We start from the raw sequence: 23,557 nt of genomic DNA on the forward strand, positions 1-23,557 counted from the left end.
ACATAAATAACAGGACTAAATCGGCTAAGCCTCTGCCTTTCTTAAAGCCAGCGGAGATTCCTTGAAGTACATTTTGAAGGCCCTTGTGAAGGTATACAGATTCGGATATCCCAGCGACAATCCGATCTCCGTCACTGAAGCATGGGTATCGATTAAGAGGCGTCTAGCCTTCTCCATCCGGACCTTCTGCATGTATTTCATCGGGGGCATCCCCATCTCTTCCGTAAATACTTGAGTAAAATAAGAACGGTGTACGCCCGCAAATTCGGCTACCTGCTGAACGGTAATTCCTTCAGTCGCATGGAGCTCCATATACTCCGCGCATTCGTGGATCCAGCTCGCAAGCTCCGGTCCCTGCCCGGCCTCTTCCAGCATTAAAGCCGAGAGCAGCCCATAAAGATGCCCTTGCAGCTCCAAGGCCACTGCCGGCCGCCAGCGCTGAACCCGCTCCAGCGCTTCGATAGCCCGGTCTGCGGCTGCTTCAATCCGAGAAGAGACGGTACCTCTGCGGAATGGTTCTTGCTCCGTAAGCCCCGCCAGTTGAAGCAGCGCCTCTACCCGGTCTCCGTCTATAGCCAGCCAGCGCATCTCGAGCGGCCGTTCGGCCGGGAGCATGTCGTAATAATACGTTCGGTCCGGGAATAGGACGAAGAGGTCTCCCCTTGCAAGCTCTACCTGCCGGCCCTCATATTCGAGTCGCAGCCTTCCTTCCCGCACGAAATGAATGCTGTAGCACTCGATTCGTTTTGGCCCAACCTTATAATGGGGCTTGGCTAGACATCTTCCCGCCCTTACCGGCCACAGCCGGCCTGCTTTGTCCAGCTCGCCCGGCGTGTAGTAGATAAAGTCCGCATATTCGTAATCGTACTCCCTCATGTCCGCTATCCCCTCGTCTTAAGCTAACAAAATGACAATAGATAATTCCGTCCAATGATTAGAACCACAATATAACTAAGCATATTATGAGATCTTCATTTCGTAAACCTAACATAATGATATTTTTTTCCGTCTACTCGCAGCGATTAAAGTGAATCGGCTTCACCATCCTAACGCTTAGAAACAAAAAAAGGCTGCTCTGAGTATCAGAGCAACCTCTTTGGACCTACTATCCGTATCAATTAATAACCCCAATTACAATCGCTTGCGTTAAATTACTTCTCCCAAAGCTCGATCAACCGGCCATCCGGATCTTCAATCCAAATAAACTGTCCGTACTCGCTGCTCTCTTTTTCCTTTGCTAGAGGAACGCCAACCTGTTCAAGATGCTTAATCGTCTCGTCCATATCATGGACTTGGAAATTCAGCATCACTTGTTGATCTGTCGGGAAATAAGGGTCATCCTCGGAAAAGAAAGAAAAGATCGTTTCGTTTTCCGGTTGGCCTTTGATCATAGTCCCGTTCCAATCCCCTATTTCAAGCTGCAGCACTTCGCTGTACCATTTTTTGATCGCTTCAAGATTTTTGGTTCTCCAAAATACTCCTCCGAAACCTTTGATCATCGTAGTTATCCCCTGTCACTCATCAGATTTATTTCCCGTTTGATCTTAATTTCGCTAATGTTTGTTGAGCCGCCATTTTCCCATTATGCATTCCGAATTCAGAAACCTCCGTAAGCTTGTCTTTAGCCGGGAGATATCTATGATGTCCAATGATCTCGCACGCTCTTTCCTGCACATACATATCTTCATCATCTAAATATTTCACGATGGAATCAAGATGGTCTTTCGGCGTTAACGCTAAAATCGCAAAAATAGATTGGCACCGAAGCTCATCGCTCAATTCCTCGTTAGAACCGATTAATGCGTTCAAATCGGATATACATTTCAAGTCTTCTTCCGACTCCAACCGGTTATCCGTCTCTGACGGATAATCTTTCTTTAATTCATCCCAATCAGACGCAGAATTTGATTCAAGCTCGTCAATAAATGAACGAATGCTTCTGAACCTAGGAGATAGATCCGTTTCCTCATGGTTCATATAACTTACCTTGTATTTGCAAGCACCTTGCACGTGGACGCAAATATAGTTCGAGTTATCATCCGTCCATAAAGGAACAAGACCCTGAAGGACTTCAATGTCAGACATATAGTCAACAACTTCAAGTATTTCTTCTACATCCATTAACCTTAAAAAGAAGCTTTGATTTTTTTGTTTCTTATGATGAAATTCTAATGCCTCTAATCCTTCACGGGGTAACGTAATATTAAGTTTTTCAATAAGCTCATTAATCATAATCAGGCTCCTTTGGATTACGCCAGTTGGATACCGCTCCAATCGAATACATCACATTGGCCGTATTCATTATTACCCGCAGCGGCCACCGTACCGTCTGATTTAAGACCAAGCGTATGAGCGCAACCCGCGGCAACCGCCACGATATCGCGCCATCCGCTTACCTCGCATTGACCATGCTCATTCCCTCCTGCAGCTACTACCGTGCCGTCCGATTGAAGTCCGACAGTATGATAACTGCCCGCCGCGATCGACACAATCCCGCTCCAACCGCTTACTTCGCATTGACCATGCTTATTCAATCCCGCGGCCACCGCCGTGCCGTCTGATTTAAGCCCAACCGTATGTAAGTAACCTGCTGCTATCGCCAAGATATCACGCCAATTACCGACCTTGCATTGACCATACCGATTATTGCCCGCCGTCGTTACCGTACCATCCGATTTAAGCCCAACCGTATGTAAGTAACCTGCTGCTATCGCCAAGATATCACGCCAGGCGCTTACCATGCATTGGCCTTCCTGATTTCGCCCCACAGCCATCACTGTACCATCCGATTTAAGACCAAAAGTACGACGCCAGCCGGCCGCTATCGACACGATATCGCGCCAGTCGTTTACTTCGCATTGGTTATGCTTATTCCACCCGGCAGCCATAACTGTTCCTTCGGAAGTAAGGCCAACGGTATGAGCATTCCCCGTATTAGTCGCCATATGAACATTACCGGCCGCAACCGCTACGATATCACGCCATTCGTTTACCTCGCATTGACCGTATGAATGATCGCCTACGGCAGTCACCGTGCCATCCGACTTAAGACCAACCGTATGACGGCAACCCGCCGCGATGGCAAGCCCCCGTTTCCTATTTAACGCTGCTTGCATTCGCTCCCTCCAATCATCCAAGGATAACCGCAGATAAAAAATGAGCCTCGAACATCTCCGGGGCTCCGTCTAGTAATTCTCACCGCGATAATAACGGTCAAGCTTATGTTCTAAGTGAGTGAGCTGCGACTTTTTCTCCTCGATATCGTCCAAAAGCTTTTGCTTCTGTTCTTGAATGAGCTTAATTCTTTCAGGAAGAGTTGCCGTTCCGGTTTTTACCATGTCATAGTATTGCTTAATGTCTTCCACGCTCATTCCGGTTTCGCGAAGACATTTGATGAATACCAGCCAATTCAGCTCGTGCTCGGTATAGAGTCGATTATTTTGTTCGTTCCGCGCGGCCGGTTCCAACAGCCCTTTTCTTTCATAGAAGCGAATTGCGCCTATATTCAATCCGGTCTCCTTCGCCACATGTCCAATCGTAAACATAGTTGTCCTCGAGTAAATATATTTTTGGTTGACCTACACTAAGTGTAGCATATTAAGCTTTAAATCATGAAACGAAAAAACAATCATGAAAGAGGGATACTTTTGAAAAAGACCGCATTTGTAACAGGAGCTAATAAAGGAATCGGATTTGAAATCGCCAAACAGCTGGGCGAAAAAGGCTGGCGGGTGGTCCTCGGCGCCCGAGACGCGCAGCGGGGCCATGTAGCCGTTTCCGAGCTGTCCGCTCAAGGATTGGATGCGGAATGGATTCAAATCGACATGACTGATTTGACGAGCATTGAAACAGCTTCGCAAATAATCAAGACGAAATATCCGGCGTTAAAGCTTCTGATTAACAACGCCGGCATGCCGGGCGCTTTTTCCAGCTCCTTTACGGATACGAAAGAAGAAGATCTGCGTAACGCTTTTGAAGTAAATTTCTTCGGTACCTATCGCTTAAACCAGCGTTTGTTTTCGTTAATCAAGGATAACGAAGGCACGATCGTCAACGTATCAACCGACATGGCGTCCCTTAACCATATGCAAAACGCCGAATTCACGTTAAACGCCTTCGATTATAACTCGTCTAAAACGGCCAACAATGCCATGACCCTATCGATGGCCTATGAATTAAGAAACAGCGTTGCTCAAGTGTTCGCCGTAACGCCGGGTTTCACGACGACCGATCTGAACGGCAATGCGGAAGGCGGTAAATCGAAGGCAGAAGGCGCTGCAATCATCGTAGGATACGCGACGGACGGTAAGCGGCATAACGGCGAATTTCTGAATGAGCAAGGCGTTATCGCGTGGTAATCCGATTCGATGGGACAGCTTGCCCGTGAAAATCGCAAAAAAGCCAGCAGCCCTTCGGCTGCTGGCTTTTCATTATTCAAAACATCCTTGTAAAACCTTATTCCACCGTAACCGACTTCGCCAGGTTACGCGGTTTATCAACGTCATGGCCAAGTGCCAGCGATGCGTAGTAGGAGATCAGCTGCAGCGGCACAACCGACAGGGCTGGTGACAGAAGCGGCAACGTTTTCGGAATCGCGAACAATTCGTCAACCGATTTGCCTACCTCTACTTCGCTGCCTGCATTTGCAAGGCCCAGGACATGAGCGCCGCGCGCTTTTACTTCCTTGATGTTGCTCAGTGTTTTTTCATACAGCTCTTCTTGCGTTACAAGCGCGATTACCGGAATACCGTCCTCGATCAGAGCCAGCGTACCGTGCTTCAACTCGCCTGCCGCATAAGCTTCGGAGTGAATGTACGAAATTTCTTTCAGCTTCAGCGAGCCTTCTTGCGCGACTGCATAGTCAACGCCGCGGCCGATGAAGAACAGGCTCTTATGATGCGAGATCGACTCTGCTACTTGCTTCAGAACCGGAGCATTTTCAAGAATGCTCTCTACTTGTTCCGGAAGCTCGTTCATTGCAGCGATGAGGCCGGCAACGGTTGCTTCGTCTTTTGTGCCAAGGATAGTAGCCAAGTGCAGACCAAACAGGTAGAAGGCAATCAGCTGCGATGTATAAGCTTTTGTCGATGCTACCGCAATTTCCGGACCTGCCCAAGTAACGAGCACGTCGTCCGCTTCACGGGCAACCGAGCTGCCTACAACGTTAGTGATCGCGAGAACGCGGGCACCGTTGCGTTGTGCTTCGCGAAGCGCTGCCAGCGTATCCGCTGTTTCGCCCGATTGGCTAACTACGATTACAAGCGTATCCGGCGTAATAATTGGCGAGCGGTAACGGTATTCGGATGCTACATCCGTTTCAACCGGAATGCGTGCGAGCGATTCGATAACCGTTTTGCCAACCATGCCGGCATGATAGGCCGTGCCGCAAGCGACGATATGAACTTTACGGATCGATTTCACGTAATCCGCCGTCATCGTCAGCTCTTTCAGGTTTACGGACTTGCCATCTTCCGCAATGCGGCCCAGCATGGTGTCACGGTAAGCCTTCGGCTGCTCGTAAATTTCTTTCAGCATAAAGTGATCAAATCCGGCTTTCTCCGCTGTCACAAGATCCCAATCGACATGGTATATTTCCTTGGAAATAAATTCGCCTTCTGTCGTCATGAGTTCGACACTATCGCGTGTCAATACAGCCATTTCGCCGTCGTTCAAGATATATACATTTCGAGTATGCTCCAAAATTGCCGGAATATCCGACCCGATAAAGTTCTCGCCTTCGCCGACGCCGATAACAAGCGGGCTTGCAAAACGAACCGCAACCAGACGTTCTGGTTCGTATTCTGTCAATACGCCAAGCGCAAACGCGCCGCGCATGCGTTTTACGGCACGTTGTACCGCTTCGACAATGTTGCCGTCGTATTCGTCGGCAACCAAATGCGAGATAACCTCTGTGTCCGTCTCCGACACAAAACGATGTCCTTTCGCCATCAACTCATCTTTCAGATCCAGGTAGTTTTCGACAATGCCGTTATGCACGACCGAGAACTTCGCCGAGTTATCCGTATGAGGATGCGAATTAACGTCCGATGGCTTGCCATGAGTAGCCCAACGCGTATGACCGATGCCAACCGACCCGGCGAGCGGCTCATCACGCAGTTTATCCTCCAAGACAGCCAGACGGCCTTTGGATTTCTTGATCTCCAGTCCGTTCGTTGTGAATACCGCAATACCGGCGGAGTCATAACCGCGGTATTCCAGCTTCTTAAGTCCTTCGATCAAAATATCCTGAGAATCACGTTTACCAATATATCCTACAATACCACACATATATAAAGACCTCCGATAATCAATAGTAGTCTCCCCACTATGACTATGGCTGCCAGCCTATATGCGGCACAGGCGTTATTTTCCCTTTTGCCCGTGCCAGCCTCTCAGGCGGCACCATAGACATACGGGAGCATGTTTGTAAAACCCTCGAAATATTAAATGAACAATAAGTGCAGCCTGCCGGACGTTTGTGAGATCGGTCGCCCAATCTTTTTGCGTATCGGCTTTCGGTTGGCTTTGCTATAACCGGAAGGTCCCCGCCGAATAATTCGAACACCTTCACCTCGTCAGCTTCCTCGTGTGACCCTTCCCCATTCTTATAAATAAGATTGGAAGGCGTCATCCCCCTTGAAGCTCTGGCGCTTATAAAACGTGAATGTTAACCTCTATCCTCTCTTTCCTGCTTGAATCATACTTCCTATCATATTCACTTTCGACTTGTTTCGCAACCTGAACTTTAGGCGCAGGACGAACAACGCCCTTATTTTCCCTTAACAATATCCGCCTTCTCGTACGAATTGCCCAAGCCTTGTCATACATTTGCCCCAACTTTTCATAAAAATGAATTCCCTTACATTACCTATATATTCATTTGCCTAGCCGCGCATGAAAAAGTCTCCACGGAATCGTGGAGACTTTCGCATTTGTATGCAAAGGCTTTAAGCCAGCTAACGTTTAGCCTAATTGCTCTTTCACGACATTTACGATTCGCGCCACATACTCCTCGATCTGGTCCTTATCCGGGCCTTCCGCCATAACGCGGATTAGAGACTCCGTACCGGAAGGTCGAACAAGCACACGGCCGTTATCGCCAAGCTCCTTCTCAATCTGTTCAGCGGCGTTAACGATTGCCTCATTTCCCGCGTACAGGCTCTTATCCGCTACGCGAACGTTCACCAGCACCTGCGGATATTTGCTCATCAGCGTTTTTAGCCCGCTTAACTTCTGGCCGGATGCCACGAGTGTATCCACCAGCTGCAGAGCTGTCAGAATACCGTCGCCGGTTGTGTTGTAGTCAAGGAAGATGACATGGCCGGACTGTTCGCCGCCCAGGTTAAAGCCGCCGCGGCGCATTTCTTCCATTACGTAGCGGTCGCCGACAGCCGTTTGCGCCGTATTCAGATCAAGGCGCTGCGTCGCTTTGAAGAATCCGATGTTCGCCATAACGGTTGTAACAATCGTATCGTTATGCAGCTTGCCTGCCCGCTTCATCGCATCGCCGCAGATGCACAGGATGTAGTCGCCGTCTACTTCTTCGCCTTTATCGTCAATCGCGATCAGACGGTCGGCATCGCCGTCAAACGACAGACCTAGGTCCGCGCCATGAGCCAGAACCTGCTCGCGCAAATATTCCGGATGAGTCGAACCAACGCCCGCATTGATGTTGCGCCCGTCCGGCTCTGCACCTACGGTAATAATCTCCGCGCCAAGCTCGCGGAATACTTTTGGCGCCAGCTCGTATGCAGAGCCATGCGCGCAATCGAGAACGATTTTGATGCCGCCGAAATCGCCTTTAATCGTTGTTTTCAAGTAATCGAGATAACGGAACTTCGCCTGATCGTCGTTCGTTACCGTACCGATATCGCCGCCGATTGGACGTGGCAGTTCATCCACTTCAGCATCAATCAGACGCTCGATTTCAAGCTCCGTCTCGTCTGACAGCTTGAAGCCGTCGCCGCCAAAGAACTTAATGCCGTTATCCTGAACCGGGTTATGCGAAGCCGAGATCATAACGCCCGCATCCGCTTTTAGCTCGCGCGTAATGTACGCAACCGCAGGTGTCGATACAACGCCAAGACGAATAACGCTTGCGCCAATCGACAGAAGACCCGCAATAAGAGCAGCCTCCAGCATCGGACCCGAGATCCGCGTATCCAGGCCGATAACGACTTTAGGCTTATCCGCCTGTCCTGTTAATACATAACCGCCGCAGCGGCCGATTTTATAAGCAAGCTCCGGAGTCAGCTCCTGATTGGCTACTCCGCGCACTCCGTCCGTACCAAAATATTTCCCCATCGTTTCTCATGCCCCTTTTGTCGTTAAATCTGCTGCTGCAAATGGCCTATTCCATATCCTACTCCATCTGAGGCTGCTTATGAACTACTATTAATTACCGCTTTTCCCGCTTCCATGCTCTCATTCATTATTGGCCGGTATCCGGGTCGGCCTCGGTATCTGTACTCGAGGAAGGATCCGGACTGGAGCCTGTATTCGTGCCCGAGCCATTCCCGGAGCCATTTCCGGTGCCGTTGCCGGAACCATTTCCTGCTCCCGTATTCGTATCCTGCGGCGGCGAAGGCGTATCCTCCGGCTGTCCGCCGGCCGGGACATCCCCGTTGCCATTATTGCTGCCCCCGTCCGTGTTGTTCCCGCTAGGGGCGTTTTTGTCCGCAATATCAAGCGTAAGTGTAAATTTCTGCGATTCATCGGCCAGGTCTATAAACCGCGGCAGCTTCACAAGAAGCGGAAACGTGGCTTGACCAATCTTGGCATCGCTTAGATCCGCTATAAGCCGCACATCATTAGCTTGAATAGCCGCAAGCATATTGGGCGCGCCGCGAACCGTTATCGAAATATGGCCGTTTGCGGGATCCTTAAAGGCAGCCTTCAGCCCATCGGGCAAATCATTCAAGATTACGCTCCGGTCCAGCGTCAGCGTCTGGGAAGGCACAACCGCAACCTCCACGTTAATCTCTGACGGCTCGACCATCTTCACGTCGCCAACCGCCGTTACCTTCGCTTTGACCGTACCGGATTCCTTGATCTTTGACAAATCAACCGTCACGCCGCCGGTATAGGTATCCATGGAATCCAGCAGCTTCTGATCCCCGTATACGGCGACTTTATCGATATCCGCCTTTACCGAGCTGACGCTTAGTCCATCCGGCAGACTGCCCGTGTAGCTGATCTGCAGCGGCATCGTCTTGAGCGGTGGAGTTACCGGCACTTCAACCTCTACCGTTGAAGGGCGTATTATGGCATGTTCCATCGCTTCGCCTTCCGTATCGTAGACAACAACCTGTGCTTTTTTATTCACAACGTTCTTCTCCGAGCCTTCGATATCAACGGTTGTACGCACAGCCCCGACAAGAGCCATCTCGTCCTTCGGCAGAGTAACGTTTACGATCGTTCCCGATTTCACCGTTGGCGTACCGGCAATATAACCGTTCGCAGGCGTCCCTTCCGTTGCGACCCCAAGCTCGAACGTCTTCGTCTCGATTTCTACAATATCCACTGTAGCGGAACGCGGCGACATTTCAATCAGACTAATGCCCTTGGGTAAATCATAGGTCAGCGGCACCACATGCTCGCCTGGCGTCACGTGACTTAAATCCAGATGCACCGCGTAATCCTCGTCTTTCATCGTCAACAGATTAGCTTTGCGTCCTTCTACGACCAGCCGGACAACGGTAGGTTCTACATTTACGAGTGCATATTTCGTTTCATCCAGTCCGGTCGGAATAACCGAGGCGGCCTCGATGACTTTTGTATCCATCGTGGAAGTCACCGTGGCCGGAGTCGATTCCGGGTCAAAATGGACCATTCCCCATAGAACCAGCGCAATCGCCACAGAAAGTATCTTAAGTATCGTCGGATGACTTAACCACTTATCCATCGCGGCCTCCTTTCCGCTTCCAGAACGAGGAGAAAGAGAACGAGGATACGGTTGCCCGCTCCTTGCCGCTCGTCTGTTTCGGCGTCAGCTCTTCAAACAGCTTGGAAATAAGCGATTCTTCCTTAATATCGCGGACAATCATTCCGTTAATCGCAAGGGAGACTTGTCCCGTCTCTTCCGACACGATAACCGCGATGGCGTCACTCACCTCGCTTACCCCGATAGCTGCCCGATGGCGCGTCCCCAGCTCTTTGCTGATAAACGGATTTTCCGAGAGCGGCAAATAGCAGCCCGCGGCCATAATCTGATTGCCCCGGATAATAACCGCCCCGTCGTGCAGTGGCGTATTTGGCGTAAAAATATTTATGAGCAGCTCTGACGTTATCCGCGATTCCATCTGGATCCCGGATTCAATCAGCTCGCTGACTCCCGTGTTTCGTTCAAAAACAATTAATGCCCCGATGGTCCGCTGAGCCATATGCTGAACAGCCTTCATAACGCTCTCGACCTGTTCGGCTATAATATCCCGCTCCAACGTAGACGTACGGGCGAACAGCTTCCCGCGTCCCAATTGCTCAAGCGCGCGCCGAAGCTCCGGCTGGAAAATAATAAATACCGCCAGGACGCCAAAAGTAAACATCTGGTTCATCAGCCATTTCAGCGTATAGAGATTAAACCAGGTACTTATCGCCCAGGTACCAACCAGGACTAGAATCCCTTTCAAAAGCTGGACTGCTCTTGTGCCTCTCACCAGCAAAATCAATTTATAGATAATATAACTGACGATGCCGATATCAATAATGTCCTTTATCCAGCCATTCCAAGTCAAATCATTGAAGTAATTCATAGATCAACCCCCAAACTGCCGACGACAACTCATCATTTAAGTAAGTCTAAGATTTCTCTATCTTCCGCCTATATTTCACCCGCGAAACGTATTGCGCTCCATCATACGTTTTTTTGGACTCAACTTTATTCTTTTCTAGAATTGCACTTCGAAACCCTTTTTTTCATAAAAAAAATAACTGCCTCTCTGCAAGAGAGGCAGTTCGTCCTAAGAAGCCAATCCGCTGAACGTTTCCGTCACTTTGTACCAGAACCAGTCTAGCGCCTGATCAATGGTCCGGCTTTGTCCTGCAATGTACCCAGTTGATGCCAGATTGAGGCTGCCGTCGATGACCGTTACATTGCCTTCCACTTCGCCTTTCACATCAGCCGTTCCATTCTCGACAACCAGATTCCCCTTCACATGGGCACCTTCCGGTACCGTAACCGTGTTTCCGTTAATAACAACCTGCTGCAGATCTTCTCCGGATACAATCAGCTTAGAATCCTGTTCCCATATCGAAGTGAAGCTGCCAAGCATGACAAGCACGAACAACGCGGCAGCCGTAAGACCCGGATACTTATAGATGAACCGGAGCACGCCGCGACGCTCTTTTGTTTTTGCCGGTTTTGGCAGCTGCGCCATAATACGGTCAGTCAGAGCTGATTTATCATAATCGGGAATGGAAACGGTATGCTCAAGTGTACCCAGCATCATCGCTTCCGTTTTCTCCAGCTGTTCAAAGCGGGCCAGGCAAGCGGGACATGAGTGCAAATGATTTTTTAGTTCTTGCGCATCTTCACGCGGAAGATCGCCGTCCAAATAATCATGCATCCATACAACCGCGACGTTGCAATTCATAGCAGCCAGTCCTTTCTTTCGTTTGCTCGCGCATAAGCTCTTCACATTTATAGAGTACGTACAGCTCGCATCAGATGTTTCACTTTTTTAACCTATAAAATTGTATAACTATTTCCTAATCGGGTTTATATCTCACCCTATAGCTTGTGCTCCAGTTTTTTCCGCAAAAACTCCCTGCCGCGGTGGACACGCGTCTTGATTGTCGTAACCGGCATATCCAGCACATCGCCAATCTCCTGCAGAGACATCTCCTGAATATAGCGAAGCATCATAATCGTCTTGTACTTCGGAGGAAGCGATTCGATCGATTCATGAATAATGCGCTGAGTCTCCGACAGCAGAAGCTCGGATTCCGGCGTACGGTCATCGCTTGGGATCATGGAATAGCCATCCAGACCTTCATGATCCGTGGATTCCGCATCCAGTGAATAAGAGGGCTTTCGTTTCCTCAGCCGGTCGATACAAAGATTCGTCGCAATTCGGTAAATCCACGTTGAGAATTTGAGCGACTCGTCGTATCGTTCCAGATTTTTATAGACGCGCAGGAACGTTTCCTGAACGACGTCTTCCGCCTCCTGGCGGTTATATAACATTCGGTAGGCCATATGGAACAGCTTGTCCTGATACAGCCCTACAAGCTCAGCAAATGCCCGCTGGTCGCCTTTCAACGCTAATCTGGCGAGACGGGCTTCCAATACATTCACTATTCATCCTCCTACAAAGAATTAACACACGCTTTTTGTGTGTTAATTCTTACTTCGTAAGCATGGTTCAATCACACGGGTGTGTTAATTCTTACTTCGTAAGCATGGTCACGCGGCTTGCCGCCTTAGGCGCGCACCGTATTCGGCCACCACAATACCGCCCAGAATAAGCAATATGCCCGCTGTACCGATTAACGTTATCGGTTCCCCTAGAATCAGCCATGCACTTACTACGGCAACAGGCAGCTCCGTTGCTCCAAGCATGGAAGCCAGCCCGCTTCCTACCCGGGGGATACCCGCATTAAAGAAGACGGTCGGCATGACCTGCCCGAGCAGACCAAGCGCGAGTCCCCAGCCCAAAAGTCCCCATTGCTGGTCAACGCCACCCTCGAATGCCTTAGAGCCGTACAAAACCAGAATAACAATAAATCCGCATGACATCATAAGAGCTGATTTAAAGACGGGATCGTAACCGGGAGCAACCCCGCCCGCCAGAAACAGAAACAAACTGTATGAGAGCGCCGAACCCAGTCCGCATCCAACACCAACCCAATCCATATCCGTAAGTTTATTCTGAAGCAGCCCGGCAGCCAGCACCGTTCCTGCCATAGCCATAACAATGGCTGCCCACTGCCATATTGTTGGCCATTTCCGGTTCCGCAAACTTTCTAGCAAAATCGTAATCCACATGAACTGAAAAAGCAAGACAATTGAGAAGGAAGCATCCAGTCTCTCCAGGGTTTGATTATATAATATGGTTGTCATACTCAGACCAAAAATACCGGTAAACGCTAAGGCCGCCCAATGCTTCAAGCTGAATGCCAGCTTGCTCCATGAGCTTGGCCGAAGGAGGAGAAGAATCCACAGAAGCGCTGCGCCTATTCCGACCTGATGCACCGTTATTTGCTGAAAGGTATAGTCATGTTCGTATGCAAGCTTTAACACCGGCGACATGATTCCGTAGCATGCCGCAGCGGTAATGACCATGACAACGCCCGCCCAATAGCCGGATGAAGTTTTCATCGAACACAATCCTCCATTCACATCTGATCTATTATATCGGTTCTTCCTCTTCAAAAGCAAAACAAAACGAAGAGGCGCGCAAGCGGCCTCTTCGTTTCCTAAACTTTATGAATGGATAATAGCATTACGCACTTTTGCCAAGCAATTGTTTCAGGGTTTCTTGAATCGTGCTGGTTGGAATAGCAAATCCGATGCCTTGCGCCTCTGCATTCACGGCTGTATTAATACCGATAACCTCACCTTTTGCATTCAACAGCGGTCCTCCGGAGTTGCCCGGGTTAATCGAAGCATCCGTTTGCAGCAGATGCTCGTATTGATGCTCGGTGCCATCGTCTTCACTGATTGTAATCGGACGTTCCTTCGCGCTGAGCACTCCAACGGTCATCGTGTGGTCGAATCCATACGGATTGCCGATTGCGATAACCCAATCCCCGATAGCGGTTTGATCGGAATCGCCAATGGCCAGCGTCGGGAATGCCTTAGAGCCTGTAATTTTCAATACGGCCAAATCCTGATCCGCATTCTCGCCTACAACCTCTGCGACAAACGGCTCATCATAACCTTCTACTTGCACCTTCACTTGTGCGGCTCCCTCAACAACATGGTCATTGGTCAGGATATAACCGGAGGATTCGAAAAAGAATCCCGTACCCGTTCCTGCCAGCTGCAAATTCGAGCTATCCGTGGAATCGGATTGGCCGCTTCCGCTTTGGGACTGCGGTGTTTGGCTAAATCCTTGCCAACCTCCGCCTCTGCCTCCGAAGCCTCTGCCGGTGCTTTGAACCGGTTCCGTGTAATTCTCGATTTTTACTACGGCAGGAGATGCTGCTTTATATACATCAGCGATAGAAGCGTCAACGCTTACCGATGCCGTTGTTACGCCTGCCGACTGCTGTGCCGTATTGCTCGCCAGAGTGGTTGCCGCCGTAGGCTGCTGATTACCGGTGAACAGGTTTGTTTTATCCGATGCGTACATGAACCCGCTTATTACTACCGCTCCAACAAGGAAAGCTGCAACCATCGATTTGGCCTGCGATTTTTTCCCTTTCTTCCTACCGCCGCTTCCGTATCCTCCATCGGAACCGTCCGTCCCCATCAGCTGCAATTGATTCTCGTATGCTTCACGAAGATTTGTTGCCGACCGGCTAGGTCCATAAGTATAGGTGTATGGCTTATGTTCAGCTGTAGGTTCCGTGTTATTTGTATCGTTTCCGTTAACTTGGTTATTTTCGAATTCGTTATGGTTCATCGTAATCGCTCCTTTGTCATTACAATCGCTATTTTCGTTTGCAATTGATGTCGCTTGCTTGATTACTATCATGAGGGTTGTACCTTAAATCAAACTGAAGCGGATTTTAAAGGAGGATAAATAATAGGCGAAAACAAGGTGAAACGGCAATCGCCGTCCTTGGCGGTGCGAGTTCAATCCGGAGAATTCTAAGTCATGCTTATAAGAAAATAACTTATAAATTCTTAGAAATAAAAAACCGGGCAATCCGGCTTGTAGTAAGCCGAATGCCCGGTTATAAAGTCTGCTGTTAGCCCGTGTTTCTCAGACCAGCGGCAATTCCGTTAATAGTAAGAAGTACTTCGCGGAGCAGCTCAGGATCATCTTCTTCCTTCGCACGCAGTTCTCTCAGCTCTGTCAGAAGCTGAACTTGCATGTAGCTGAGCGGATCCACGTAAGGATTGCGGAGACGAATCGATTCCTGAATAACAGGTACGTTGTCCAGAATCTCGTCTTGCCCGGTGATGCTCAAGATCATATCCGAAGTCAGTGTATATTCGTTCTCGATCTGCGTGAAGATACGGTCACGAATCGTGCTGTCGGCGATCATATCCGCATACTCCTTCGCAATCGTCAAATCTGCTTTAGCAAGTGCCATTTGCAGATTGTCGATAAGCGAACGGAAGAACGGGAATTTCTCGTACATCGTCTTTAATGTTTCAAGACGTTGTGCATCATCGCCGGTATATTGCTTCAAGGCAGTACCTGCCGCATACCATGCCGGCAGCAGATAACGGCTCTGCGTCCATGCAAATACCCAAGGAATTGCACGGAGGTCTTCAAAGCGGTCACTGTTTTTCCGTTTCGATGGACGGGAACCGATATTCAGCTCGCCAACCTCGGGAAGCGGAGTCGACTCTTTGAAGTAAGTCAGGAAGTCCGGATCGCGGAAGATCAGATCCTGATATTTGTTCAGTGCTGTTTCCGAGATCGAACGGGAAATCTCTTCCCACTCTTTCAGCACGGCATCATCTTGTGCCTGCGGGTATTTCGCAAGACGGGCAGCCGTAACGAGCGCCCATGTTGCCTGCTCCAAGCTGCGGTAAGCAATGCCCTGCATCGAATAACGCGAGGACAATACTTCACCTTGCTCGGTAATTTTAATACCGCCGCCAACCGTATGAGGCGGTTGAGCCAGGATACTGCGGTTAAGCGGCATACCGCCACGGCCAAGCGCACCGCCGCGGCCATGGAAGAACTTCAGCTTAACGCCGTGTTCGCCGGCAGTTGCCGTAATATCATTAAGCGCTACGCGCAGCTCCCAGTTCGCGGTTACCGCGCCACCGTCTTTATTGCTATCGGAGTAACCCAGCATGATTTCATGCAGGTCGCCTCTTGCCGCTACGGCTTGACGATAGATTGGAAGCTCGAAGAGCAGCTTCATGATGCCGGGTGCTGCGTGGAGGTCGTCAATCGTCTCGAAAAGCGGCACGGATTGCAGAGTGCAACGAACGCTGCCGTCTGCTTCCTTACGGAACAGGCCAACCTCTTTCGCGAATACCATAACCTCCAGCATGTCGCTGGCGCCTTGTGTCATACTTATCAGATAAGTCGAAATACATTCCGGACCAAACTCTTGCTGTGCTCTGTAGACCGTGTGATACACGTCCAGGCACTCGCGGGTCGATGCCGAGTAATCGAGATGGGAAGAAGTAAGCGGACGAGGGTCCTCCAGCAAATTGCTGAGCAATTCAATCTTTTCTTCTTCCGACAAGGAGCCGTAGTTCGAAACGATATTCATCTTCGCCAAAATTTCAGCCATCGCATTCTCATGCTCTTGGCTGTGTTGACGGATATCAAGCGTAAGCATATGGAAGCCAAACAGCTCCACTTGGCGTACAAGCTTGCCAATGTGCGTATCCGCTACATAATCGGCAAAATGTCCGCGCAAGCTGCGGTCGATAATGTAAAGATCCTCAAGCAGCTCGCCTGCGCTGTTATAACGCATTGCAGAGCCTTTAAGCGACTCGTCGCGCGTATTAGCCAGCTTCTCCAGCATAAAGCCCAGCTTAATGCGGTAAGGTTCCTTCGCATTACGCCACAGGTCGATGCATTTGAGCTCAACATGCTCGCGGTCTTTCTTAATCGAGTTAATCAGCTCTTCGGATACCTCAACAAGGTTCGTGCTGAAGCTCAGAATGCTGACAAGTTCATGCAGTTTCTCTTCGTATTTCTTAATAGCCAGCTGGCGGTTAAGCGTCAGCGTCTCCCATGTTACCTTAGCGGTTACGGACGGGTTGCCGTCGCGGTCTCCGCCGATCCATGAGCCAAAGCGCAGGTAGCTTGGTACATGCCAGGACTCGCCCGGATAATATTTTGTAAGATTGCGTTCCAGTTCTTCGTATACGTTAGGAAGCACCTCAAACAGGGTTTCGTCGAAGTAATACAACCCGTTGCGCACTTCGTCGATAACAGTTGGCTTACGGTCGCGCAGTTCATCGGTCTGCCACAGAATAAGAACTTCGTTCAGCAGCTTGTCCCGAAGGATTTCGCGTTCGCGGTATGTCAGAGTCGGATTATCAAGCTCCATTACGTCTTCGGCAATCCGCTTATGAATATCAAGCACGGCACGACGCGTCGCTTCCGTCGGATGCGCAGTCATCACGAGCTCGAGTGAAATGTTGCTCAAGATCTCTTGAACACCTTCAATATCGATGTTGCGCTCTTTCAGATCGGAAATCGCGCTCTCAATGGAACCTCGTTGTACACTTTCCCCTGCGGAACGCTCGTAGTCGCGTTTACGGCGAATACGGTGGTTCTGCTCTGCAATGTTGACCAATTGGAAATAGATCGCGAATGCACGGATCACCTGATGGCGAATTTCGGGACTTAATGATGCAATTGTCGTCTTAAACTGTTCAAAAAGCTCAGGTACAAATTCAGCGCGTAACGCTTTACTTGTTTCACGAATTTGCTCGACGATATCCAGCAGTTCGCGGCCGCCTTGATGGACGAGCACTTCCCCAAGTATGTTGCCTAGGAAACGGACGTCTCTGCGCAGCAAATTGTTAGCCTGCGGCCGATGTTGTGCCGATAAAGTCGATGTTACTTGGTCCGACATACTGATCCTCCTGTACTTTAACGCATTTTCAACTTCTAATCATCATACTACAAAACGGCGCTCGGTTGAAGCCCGAAGCGCCCACTTTCTTTTCAGAAAGCGCGAAAGGCAGCCCCCGCGGGGGCTGCCAATATAAGGGGATAAAATATAAAAACTCCTTCCGGAGAAGGAGATTGTTTGAAAATCTGGAGCGGGTGATGGGAATCGAACCCACGCTATTAGCTTGGAAGGCTAAAGTTCTACCATTGAACTACACCCGCGTATTAAATGGTCGGGATGACACGATTTGAACATGCGACCCCCTGGTCCCAAACCAGGTGCTCTACCAAGCTGAGCTACATCCCGACAAATATAAGTAAGTATTAGTAAAGATTGGCGCGGCCTAAGAGATTCGAACTCCTGACCTTTTGATTCGTAGTCAAACGCTCTATCCAGCTGAGCTAAGGCCGCACATTATGGAGCGGAAGACGGGAATCGAACCCGCGACCCTCGCCTTGGCAAGGCGATGCTCTACCGCTGAGCCACTTCCGCATGCTACTTTCGTTGTCGTTCGCGTTTCGTTATCATCGCGGCGACAAGTAATAATATATCACCTTCAAAAACAAAATGCAACTGTTTTTTAAAAGTTTTTTTAAGAAAAGTTTTGAAAAGAAAAAGCCGCGCTTTTCGGCACGGCTTTTCGTTATAATTATGCTCCTGCAGCTGTCAAAATCCGTTCAGGTTTCGTATCGGCCATTGCTTTGTCAGCAGCCGATTCGCCAGCCAATGCGTAAGGCAGGCAAAGCGGTACGCCTGTACGCGGATCAGGAACGATATCTGCTTCGATATTAAATACTTCACGCAAAATATCCGGTGTCATAACTTCAGCCGGCGTTCCCTCGCCTACGACAGTGCCCTTCTTGATAGCAACCATGTGATGCGCGTAACGCGAGGCATGGTTCAAATCATGGACAACCATAACAACCGTGCGGTTGTTCATTTCGTTAAGCTTCTGCAGCAAATGGAGAACCTCCAGCTGATGGGCCATATCAAGGAAGGTCGTTGGTTCGTCAAGGAATAAAATGTCCGTCTCTTGCGCAAGCGCCATTGCGATCCATGCGCGCTGGCGCTGACCGCCAGACAGTTGATCAACCGGGCGATCGGTGAATTCTGCCATGCCTGTCGCATCAATGGCCCATTGGATAATACCGCGGTCTTCCTTTGTCAAAGACCCAAAGCCCTTCTGATAAGGAAAGCGGCCATACGATACGAGCTCAGCAACAGTGAGGCCGTCCGGAGCTGTCGGATTCTGCGGCAAAATCGCAAGCTGCTTCGCCACTTCTTTAGTAGACTGCTTGTGAATCGATCTTCCGTCCAAGAGAACGCTGCCTCCAGATGGATGCATTAACCGTGCCATCGTCTTCAGGATGGTTGATTTACCCGATCCGTTAGAACCGACAAGGGCTGTAATTTTACCTTGAGGGATAGCAATATTTAAATTTTGAACGATGAGTCGATCATCATAAGCAATGTCCAGATTCGAAGTCGCAAGACGAATCATTTGACCTGCACGCTCCTTCCGATGCCATAAGGCAGATCGTTGTTATTTAATGTGCGCCTGCAGCGCATCCGTGATAACAATTATCAATTAACTAGGTATAATGATAATCGTTCTCAGGTGCGTTGTCAATGACAGAAATGTGATGCTTGACCAAATGACATTTGGATTAACCGATCTAATGTTTAAGGAACTTAACCTTACTCGAGCTTGAATCCTTGCTTTTCTAAATAAGAGCGCATATGAATGCGTATCGGTCCCGCCTTGCCGGCCATCGCCTGTGACCATGTTGTACTGGCCTTCCCGTTCGATCTTGCCGTCATATAAGTACTTAACGTCTCATCGTAAGTATCAATAGCAGAGTCTATGGCGCCCTGCTTGTAAGTATTCTCGAAATAGACCGCCTGGCGCGGGAGACGCGGCCGGTCAAGCGGGGATTGATCCGGCACGCCAATGCACATCCCAAACACCGGGTACACATGCTGCGGGAGCTGCAGAAGCCCAGACACCTTCTCCGGCTGATTTCGGATCCCTCCGATGTATACAATACCAAGCCCAAGAGATTCGGCTGCGACAGCTGCATTCTGTGCCGCTAATGCCGCATCCACCGTGCCGATAATAAAGTTCTCCGTTGTGCTTGGCATCACATCTTCATAATGCCGTTTAGCTGCTTGCTCCCAGCGGTACAGATCCGCGCACCAGACAAGGAATACAGGGCTTTCCTCTATATAAGCCTGGTTACCTGCAAGCTTAGCCAGTTCGCTGCGCAGCTCCTTGTCTGTAATCCCAATAACGGAATAGGCTTGCATATTGCTTGAAGTAGATGCTTGCTGCGCTGCAGTTAATATGGCGTCAAGCTGCTGTTCCGTGACCGGATCCTTAGTAAATTTGCGAATAGATCGGTGTTGCTTCAATAATGCTATCATTTCATTCATTACCGATATCTCCTTTGCCTTTAAAATCATATGGCTACAATGTAGCACAAAAAAACCTTCAGGACATCTCCTGAAGGTTTGGATGGTAAGTATGGTGCGCGTAGAGGGACTTGAACCCCCACGGTCGCCCGCCAGATCCTAAGTCTGGTGCGTCTGCCAATTCCGCCATACGCGCATGGGTGAAACTTATTAAGAAAAGTGAGCCATGAAGGACTCGAACCTTCGACACCCTGATTAAAAGTCAGGTGCTCTACCAACTGAGCTAATGGCTCGCATTAAAATGGCTGGGGATCAAGGATTCGAACCTTGGAGTGACGGAGTCAAAGTCCGTTGCCTTACCGCTTGGCTAATCCCCAATGTTGTAATGGTGGAGGCTGAGGGGATCGAACCCCCGACCCTCTGCTTGTAAGGCAGATGCTCTCCCAGCTGAGCTAAGCCTCCACAGGCACAAAAGTCCACCGTGTAATTGTATATGGTGACCCGTAGGGGATTCGAACCCCTGTTACCTCCGTGAAAGGGAGGTGTCTTAACCCCTTGACCAACGGGCCTTGAAAAAGTTCGTCTGGAGCTCTCAACCGGGATCGAACCGGTGACCTCATCCTTACCATGGATGCACTCTACCTACTGAGCTATGAGAGCAAATGGCTCCCCGAACAGGACTCGAACCTGTGACAACTCGATTAACAGTCGAGTGCTCTACCAACTGAGCTATCAGGGAATACATTCAAAGCTTGTGCCTTGAAAACTGGATGCGAAAGTTAGAATTCCTTAAGACTCTTGCGGGGTCCCCGAAAAGTAATCGGAATAAGCTGCAACGCTTAACTTCACTTTTTGGGGGTTGTTTTAGGATAAGCCCTCGACCGATTAGTATTCGTCAGCTCCACACATTGCTGTGCTTCCACCCCGAACCTATCAACCTCGTCGTCTTCAAGGGGTCTTACTAGTTGGGAAATCTCATCTTGAGGGGGGCTTCACGCTTAGATGCTTTCAGCGCTTATCCCGTCCGTACTTGGCTACCCAGCGGTGCTCCTGGCGGAACAACTGGTACACCAGCGGTACGTCCATCCCGGTCCTCTCGTACTAAGGACAGCTCCTCTCAAATTTCCTGCGCCCGCGACAGATAGGGACCGAACTGTCTCACGACGTTCTGAACCCAGCTCGCGTACCGCTTTAATGGGCGAACAGCCCAACCCTTGGGACCTACTTCAGCCCCAGGATGCGATGAGCCGACATCGAGGTGCCAAACCTCCCCGTCGATGTGGACTCTTGGGGGAGATAAGCCTGTTATCCCCAGGGTAGCTTTTATCCGTTGAGCGATGGCCCTTCCATTCGGTACCACCGGATCACTAAGCCCGACTTTCGTCCCTGCTCGACTTGTTGGTCTCGCAGTCAAGCTCCCTTATGCCTTTGCACTCTCCGAATGATTTCCAACCATTCTGAGGGAACCTTTGGGCGCCTCCGTTACATTTTAGGAGGCGACCGCCCCAGTCAAACTGCCCACCTGACACGGTCCCCGAACCAGTTTCATGGTTCCAGGTTAGAACTCCGATACGATCAGGGTGGTATCCCAACGTCGCCTCCACACAAGCTGGCGCTCATGCTTCTCAGGCTCCCACCTATCCTGTACAGATCGTACCAAAGTCCAATATCAAGCTGCAGTAAAGCTCCATGGGGTCTTTCCGTCTTGTCGCGGGTAACCTGCATCTTCACAGGTATTAAAATTTCACCGGATCTCTCGTTGAGACAGCGCCCAAGTCGTTACGCCATTCGTGCGGGTCAGAATTTACCTGACAAGGAATTTCGCTACCTTAGGACCGTTATAGTTACGGCCGCCGTTTACTGGGGCTTCGGTTCACAGCTTCGGATTGCTCCTAACCGCTCCCCTTAACCTTCCAGCACCGGGCAGGCGTCAGCCCGTATACTTCGCCTTACGGCTTCGCACAGACCTGTGTTTTTGCTAAACAGTCGCTTGGGCCTTTTCACTGCGGCCCCCTCGGGCTATTCACCCTACCGAGGCACCCCTTCTCCCGAAGTTACGGGGTCATTTTGCCGAGTTCCTTAACGAGAGTTCTTCCGCGCGCCTTAGCATGCTCTGCTCGCCTACCTGTGTCGGTTTGCGGTACGGGCACCTAGATCTAACTAGAGGCTTTTCTCGACAGCCGGAGTACATGACCTTCGCTACTGCATTTTTCGCTCCCCATCACAGCCTAGCTTACGCGAGTTGCGGATTTGCCTACAACTCTGCCTCACTGCTTGGACGGACTATTCCATCAGTCCGCGTCACTGCCCTTCTGTGTCACCCCATTGCTCAAACAATCTTCGGTGGTACAGGAATTTCAACCTGTTGTCCTTCCACTACGCCTTTCGGCCTCGCGTTAGGTCCCGACTTACCCTGAGTGGACGAGCCTTCCTCAGGAACCCTTAGGCTTTCGGCGGACAAGATTCTCACTTGTCTTTTCGTTACTCATACCGGCATTCTCACTTGTATGCTGTCCACCAGTCCTTACGGTCTGACTTCAACCTACATACAACGCTCCCCTACCCAAGCACCAAACGGTGCATGCCATAGCTTCGGTGGTGTGTTTAGCCCCGTTACATTTTCGGCGCAGAGTCACTCGACCAGTGAGCTATTACGCACTCTTTAAATGGTGGCTGCTTCTAAGCCAACATCCTGGTTGTCTTTGCAACTCCACATCCTTTCCCACTTAACACACACTTGGGGACCTTAGCTGATGATCTGGGCTGTTTCCCTCTTGACAATGGATCTTAGCACTCACTGTCTGACTCCCGGTAAACATGTCTATGGCATTCGGAGTTTGACTGGACTTGGTAACCCTTGGCGGGCCCCGCACCCAATCAGTGCTCTACCTCCACGACACTCTTAACCGAGGCTAGCCCTAAAGCTATTTCGGGGAGAACCAGCTATCTCCGAGTTCGATTGGAATTTCTCCGCTACCCCCACCTCATCCCCGAATTTTTCAACATTCGTGGGTTCGGGCCTCCAGTGCGTGTTACCGCACCTTCACCCTGGACAGGGGTAGATCACACGGTTTCGGGTCTACGACCACGTACTTATTCGCCCTATTCAGACTCGCTTTCGCTGCGGCTCCGTCTTCCCGACTTAACCTTGCACGTGAACGTAACTCGCCGGTTCATTCTACAAAAGGCACGCCATCACCCTTTTAACGGGCTCTGACTTTTTGTAAGCGCACGGTTTCAGGTTCTTTTTCACTCCGCTTCCGCGGTGCTTTTCACCTTTCCCTCACGGTACTGCTTCACTATCGGTCACTAGGGAGTATTTAGCCTTGGCAGATGGTCCTGCCGGATTCCGACGGGGTTTCTCGTGTCCCGCCGTACTCAGGATCCGTCTCGGAGGCTGCAGACTTTCAATTACAGGGCTTTTACCTTCTTTGGCGGG

Annotated in this window: 17 protein-coding genes, 11 tRNA genes and 1 rRNA gene (1 of these 29 cut by a window edge); 1 reads left to right on the top strand and 28 read right to left on the bottom strand. The window is 50.1% G+C overall.

The window, feature by feature from the left end; genetic code table 11:
• Positions 1–24 precede the first annotated feature (24 nt).
• From PJDR2_RS28215 to PJDR2_RS28235, 5 genes are all read right to left on the bottom strand, one after another.
• Positions 25–876: a helix-turn-helix transcriptional regulator gene (locus tag PJDR2_RS28215; RefSeq protein WP_015847168.1), complete on the bottom strand. Its 852-nt coding sequence runs from the start codon at positions 874–876 to the stop codon at positions 25–27.
• Between the two features lie 275 nt (positions 877–1,151).
• Positions 1,152–1,499 (bottom strand): VOC family protein, encoded by a 348-nt coding sequence (locus tag PJDR2_RS28220; RefSeq protein ID WP_015847169.1) that lies wholly within the window; start codon positions 1,497–1,499, stop codon positions 1,152–1,154.
• 28 nt (positions 1,500–1,527) lie between these two features.
• On the bottom strand, positions 1,528–2,232 hold the full coding sequence (locus PJDR2_RS28225; protein ID WP_015847170.1) for an SMI1/KNR4 family protein: 705 nt from the start codon (positions 2,230–2,232) through the stop codon (positions 1,528–1,530).
• Positions 2,233–2,249: 17 nt separating this feature from the next.
• Entirely contained in the window at positions 2,250–3,116 is an 867-nt protein-coding gene (locus PJDR2_RS28230; RefSeq protein WP_015847171.1) for an RCC1 domain-containing protein, read from the bottom strand.
• Positions 3,117–3,185: 69 nt separating this feature from the next.
• Positions 3,186–3,545, bottom strand: a complete 360-nt coding sequence (locus tag PJDR2_RS28235; RefSeq protein WP_015847172.1) for a MerR family transcriptional regulator — start codon at positions 3,543–3,545, stop codon at positions 3,186–3,188.
• Between the two features lie 102 nt (positions 3,546–3,647).
• On the opposite strand from PJDR2_RS28235, the gene PJDR2_RS28240 reads away from it, so the two are divergent.
• The gene (locus PJDR2_RS28240; protein ID WP_015847173.1) at positions 3,648–4,358 is read left to right on the top strand and encodes an SDR family NAD(P)-dependent oxidoreductase; all 711 of its coding nucleotides are present in this window, start codon (positions 3,648–3,650) and stop codon (positions 4,356–4,358) included.
• A 97-nt stretch (positions 4,359–4,455) separates the two neighbouring features.
• Here PJDR2_RS28240 and glmS read toward each other — a convergent pair whose 3' ends face one another.
• From glmS to PJDR2_RS28355, 23 genes are all read right to left on the bottom strand, one after another.
• Positions 4,456–6,288 carry a glutamine--fructose-6-phosphate transaminase (isomerizing) gene (gene glmS / locus PJDR2_RS28245; protein ID WP_015847174.1) on the bottom strand — a complete coding sequence of 611 codons (1,833 nt, stop codon included), beginning with the start codon at positions 6,286–6,288 and terminating at the stop codon, positions 4,456–4,458.
• 675 nt (positions 6,289–6,963) lie between these two features.
• The gene (gene glmM, locus PJDR2_RS28250) at positions 6,964–8,304 is read right to left on the bottom strand and encodes a phosphoglucosamine mutase (RefSeq protein ID WP_015847175.1); all 1,341 of its coding nucleotides are present in this window, start codon (positions 8,302–8,304) and stop codon (positions 6,964–6,966) included.
• A 127-nt stretch (positions 8,305–8,431) separates the two neighbouring features.
• A complete protein-coding gene (locus tag PJDR2_RS28255; protein WP_015847176.1) occupies positions 8,432–9,904 on the bottom strand; it encodes a YbbR-like domain-containing protein in 1,473 nt (490 codons plus the stop codon).
• Entirely contained in the window at positions 9,897–10,751 is an 855-nt protein-coding gene (cdaA, locus tag PJDR2_RS28260) for a diadenylate cyclase CdaA (RefSeq protein ID WP_015847177.1), read from the bottom strand. Before cdaA ends, PJDR2_RS28255 begins: the two co-directional genes overlap by 8 nt.
• Before the next feature lie 207 nt (positions 10,752–10,958).
• Positions 10,959–11,591 carry a zf-HC2 domain-containing protein gene (locus tag PJDR2_RS28265; RefSeq protein WP_015847178.1) on the bottom strand — a complete coding sequence of 211 codons (633 nt, stop codon included), beginning with the start codon at positions 11,589–11,591 and terminating at the stop codon, positions 10,959–10,961.
• A 137-nt stretch (positions 11,592–11,728) separates the two neighbouring features.
• Entirely contained in the window at positions 11,729–12,295 is a 567-nt protein-coding gene (sigW, locus tag PJDR2_RS28270) for an RNA polymerase sigma factor SigW (RefSeq protein WP_015847179.1), read from the bottom strand.
• A gap of 108 nt (positions 12,296–12,403) precedes the next feature.
• Positions 12,404–13,318, bottom strand: a complete 915-nt coding sequence (locus tag PJDR2_RS28275) for a DMT family transporter (protein WP_015847180.1) — start codon at positions 13,316–13,318, stop codon at positions 12,404–12,406.
• Between the two features lie 124 nt (positions 13,319–13,442).
• The gene (locus PJDR2_RS28280; RefSeq protein ID WP_015847181.1) at positions 13,443–14,567 is read right to left on the bottom strand and encodes a S1C family serine protease; all 1,125 of its coding nucleotides are present in this window, start codon (positions 14,565–14,567) and stop codon (positions 13,443–13,445) included.
• A gap of 289 nt (positions 14,568–14,856) precedes the next feature.
• Positions 14,857–17,667, bottom strand: coding sequence for a phosphoenolpyruvate carboxylase (gene ppc, locus PJDR2_RS28285; protein WP_015847182.1), 2,811 nt, complete (start codon positions 17,665–17,667; stop codon positions 14,857–14,859).
• Between the two features lie 186 nt (positions 17,668–17,853).
• A tRNA-Gly gene (locus PJDR2_RS28290) sits at positions 17,854–17,927 on the bottom strand.
• Positions 17,928–17,935: 8 nt separating this feature from the next.
• Positions 17,936–18,012, bottom strand: a tRNA-Pro gene (locus PJDR2_RS28295).
• 28 nt (positions 18,013–18,040) lie between these two features.
• A tRNA-Arg gene (locus PJDR2_RS28300) sits at positions 18,041–18,117 on the bottom strand.
• Between the two features lie 6 nt (positions 18,118–18,123).
• Positions 18,124–18,198, bottom strand: a tRNA-Gly gene (locus PJDR2_RS28305).
• A gap of 157 nt (positions 18,199–18,355) precedes the next feature.
• A complete protein-coding gene (locus PJDR2_RS28310) occupies positions 18,356–19,207 on the bottom strand; it encodes an ABC transporter ATP-binding protein (protein WP_015847183.1) in 852 nt (283 codons plus the stop codon).
• 197 nt (positions 19,208–19,404) lie between these two features.
• The gene (nfsA, locus tag PJDR2_RS28315) at positions 19,405–20,139 is read right to left on the bottom strand and encodes an oxygen-insensitive NADPH nitroreductase (protein WP_015847184.1); all 735 of its coding nucleotides are present in this window, start codon (positions 20,137–20,139) and stop codon (positions 19,405–19,407) included.
• A gap of 92 nt (positions 20,140–20,231) precedes the next feature.
• Positions 20,232–20,314, bottom strand: a tRNA-Leu gene (locus PJDR2_RS28320).
• 24 nt (positions 20,315–20,338) lie between these two features.
• A tRNA-Lys gene (locus PJDR2_RS28325) sits at positions 20,339–20,411 on the bottom strand.
• Between the two features lie 9 nt (positions 20,412–20,420).
• Positions 20,421–20,495 (bottom strand) — tRNA-Gln (locus PJDR2_RS28330).
• Between the two features lie 9 nt (positions 20,496–20,504).
• Positions 20,505–20,580: transfer RNA gene (locus tag PJDR2_RS28335), tRNA-Val, on the bottom strand.
• Positions 20,581–20,612: 32 nt separating this feature from the next.
• A tRNA-Glu gene (locus PJDR2_RS28340) sits at positions 20,613–20,687 on the bottom strand.
• 15 nt (positions 20,688–20,702) lie between these two features.
• Positions 20,703–20,778: transfer RNA gene (locus PJDR2_RS28345), tRNA-Thr, on the bottom strand.
• A 3-nt stretch (positions 20,779–20,781) separates the two neighbouring features.
• A tRNA-Asn gene (locus PJDR2_RS28350) sits at positions 20,782–20,857 on the bottom strand.
• Between the two features lie 126 nt (positions 20,858–20,983).
• Positions 20,984–23,557 (bottom strand): 23S ribosomal RNA (locus tag PJDR2_RS28355) (it continues 358 nt past the right edge of the window).

The organism is Paenibacillus sp. JDR-2, from assembly GCF_000023585.1.
GTDB lineage: Bacteria > Bacillota > Bacilli > Paenibacillales > Paenibacillaceae > Pristimantibacillus.

Coding starts and splice junctions, on each gene's coding strand:
- PJDR2_RS28215 (WP_015847168.1), bottom strand. CDS start 876: ATGAGGGAGTACGATTACGAATATGCGGACTTTATCTACTACACGCCG.
- PJDR2_RS28220 (WP_015847169.1), bottom strand. CDS start 1,499: ATGATCAAAGGTTTCGGAGGAGTATTTTGGAGAACCAAAAATCTTGAA.
- PJDR2_RS28225 (WP_015847170.1), bottom strand. CDS start 2,232: ATGATTAATGAGCTTATTGAAAAACTTAATATTACGTTACCCCGTGAA.
- PJDR2_RS28230 (WP_015847171.1), bottom strand. CDS start 3,116: ATGCAAGCAGCGTTAAATAGGAAACGGGGGCTTGCCATCGCGGCGGGT.
- PJDR2_RS28235 (WP_015847172.1), bottom strand. CDS start 3,545: ATGTTTACGATTGGACATGTGGCGAAGGAGACCGGATTGAATATAGGC.
- glmS (WP_015847174.1), bottom strand. CDS start 6,288: ATGTGTGGTATTGTAGGATATATTGGTAAACGTGATTCTCAGGATATT.
- glmM (WP_015847175.1), bottom strand. CDS start 8,304: ATGGGGAAATATTTTGGTACGGACGGAGTGCGCGGAGTAGCCAATCAG.
- PJDR2_RS28255 (WP_015847176.1), bottom strand. CDS start 9,904: ATGGATAAGTGGTTAAGTCATCCGACGATACTTAAGATACTTTCTGTG.
- cdaA (WP_015847177.1), bottom strand. CDS start 10,751: ATGAATTACTTCAATGATTTGACTTGGAATGGCTGGATAAAGGACATT.
- PJDR2_RS28265 (WP_015847178.1), bottom strand. CDS start 11,591: ATGAATTGCAACGTCGCGGTTGTATGGATGCATGATTATTTGGACGGC.
- PJDR2_RS28275 (WP_015847180.1), bottom strand. CDS start 13,318: ATGAAAACTTCATCCGGCTATTGGGCGGGCGTTGTCATGGTCATTACC.
- PJDR2_RS28280 (WP_015847181.1), bottom strand. CDS start 14,567: ATGAACCATAACGAATTCGAAAATAACCAAGTTAACGGAAACGATACA.
- ppc (WP_015847182.1), bottom strand. CDS start 17,667: ATGTCGGACCAAGTAACATCGACTTTATCGGCACAACATCGGCCGCAG.
- PJDR2_RS28310 (WP_015847183.1), bottom strand. CDS start 19,207: ATGATTCGTCTTGCGACTTCGAATCTGGACATTGCTTATGATGATCGA.
- nfsA (WP_015847184.1), bottom strand. CDS start 20,139: ATGAATGAAATGATAGCATTATTGAAGCAACACCGATCTATTCGCAAA.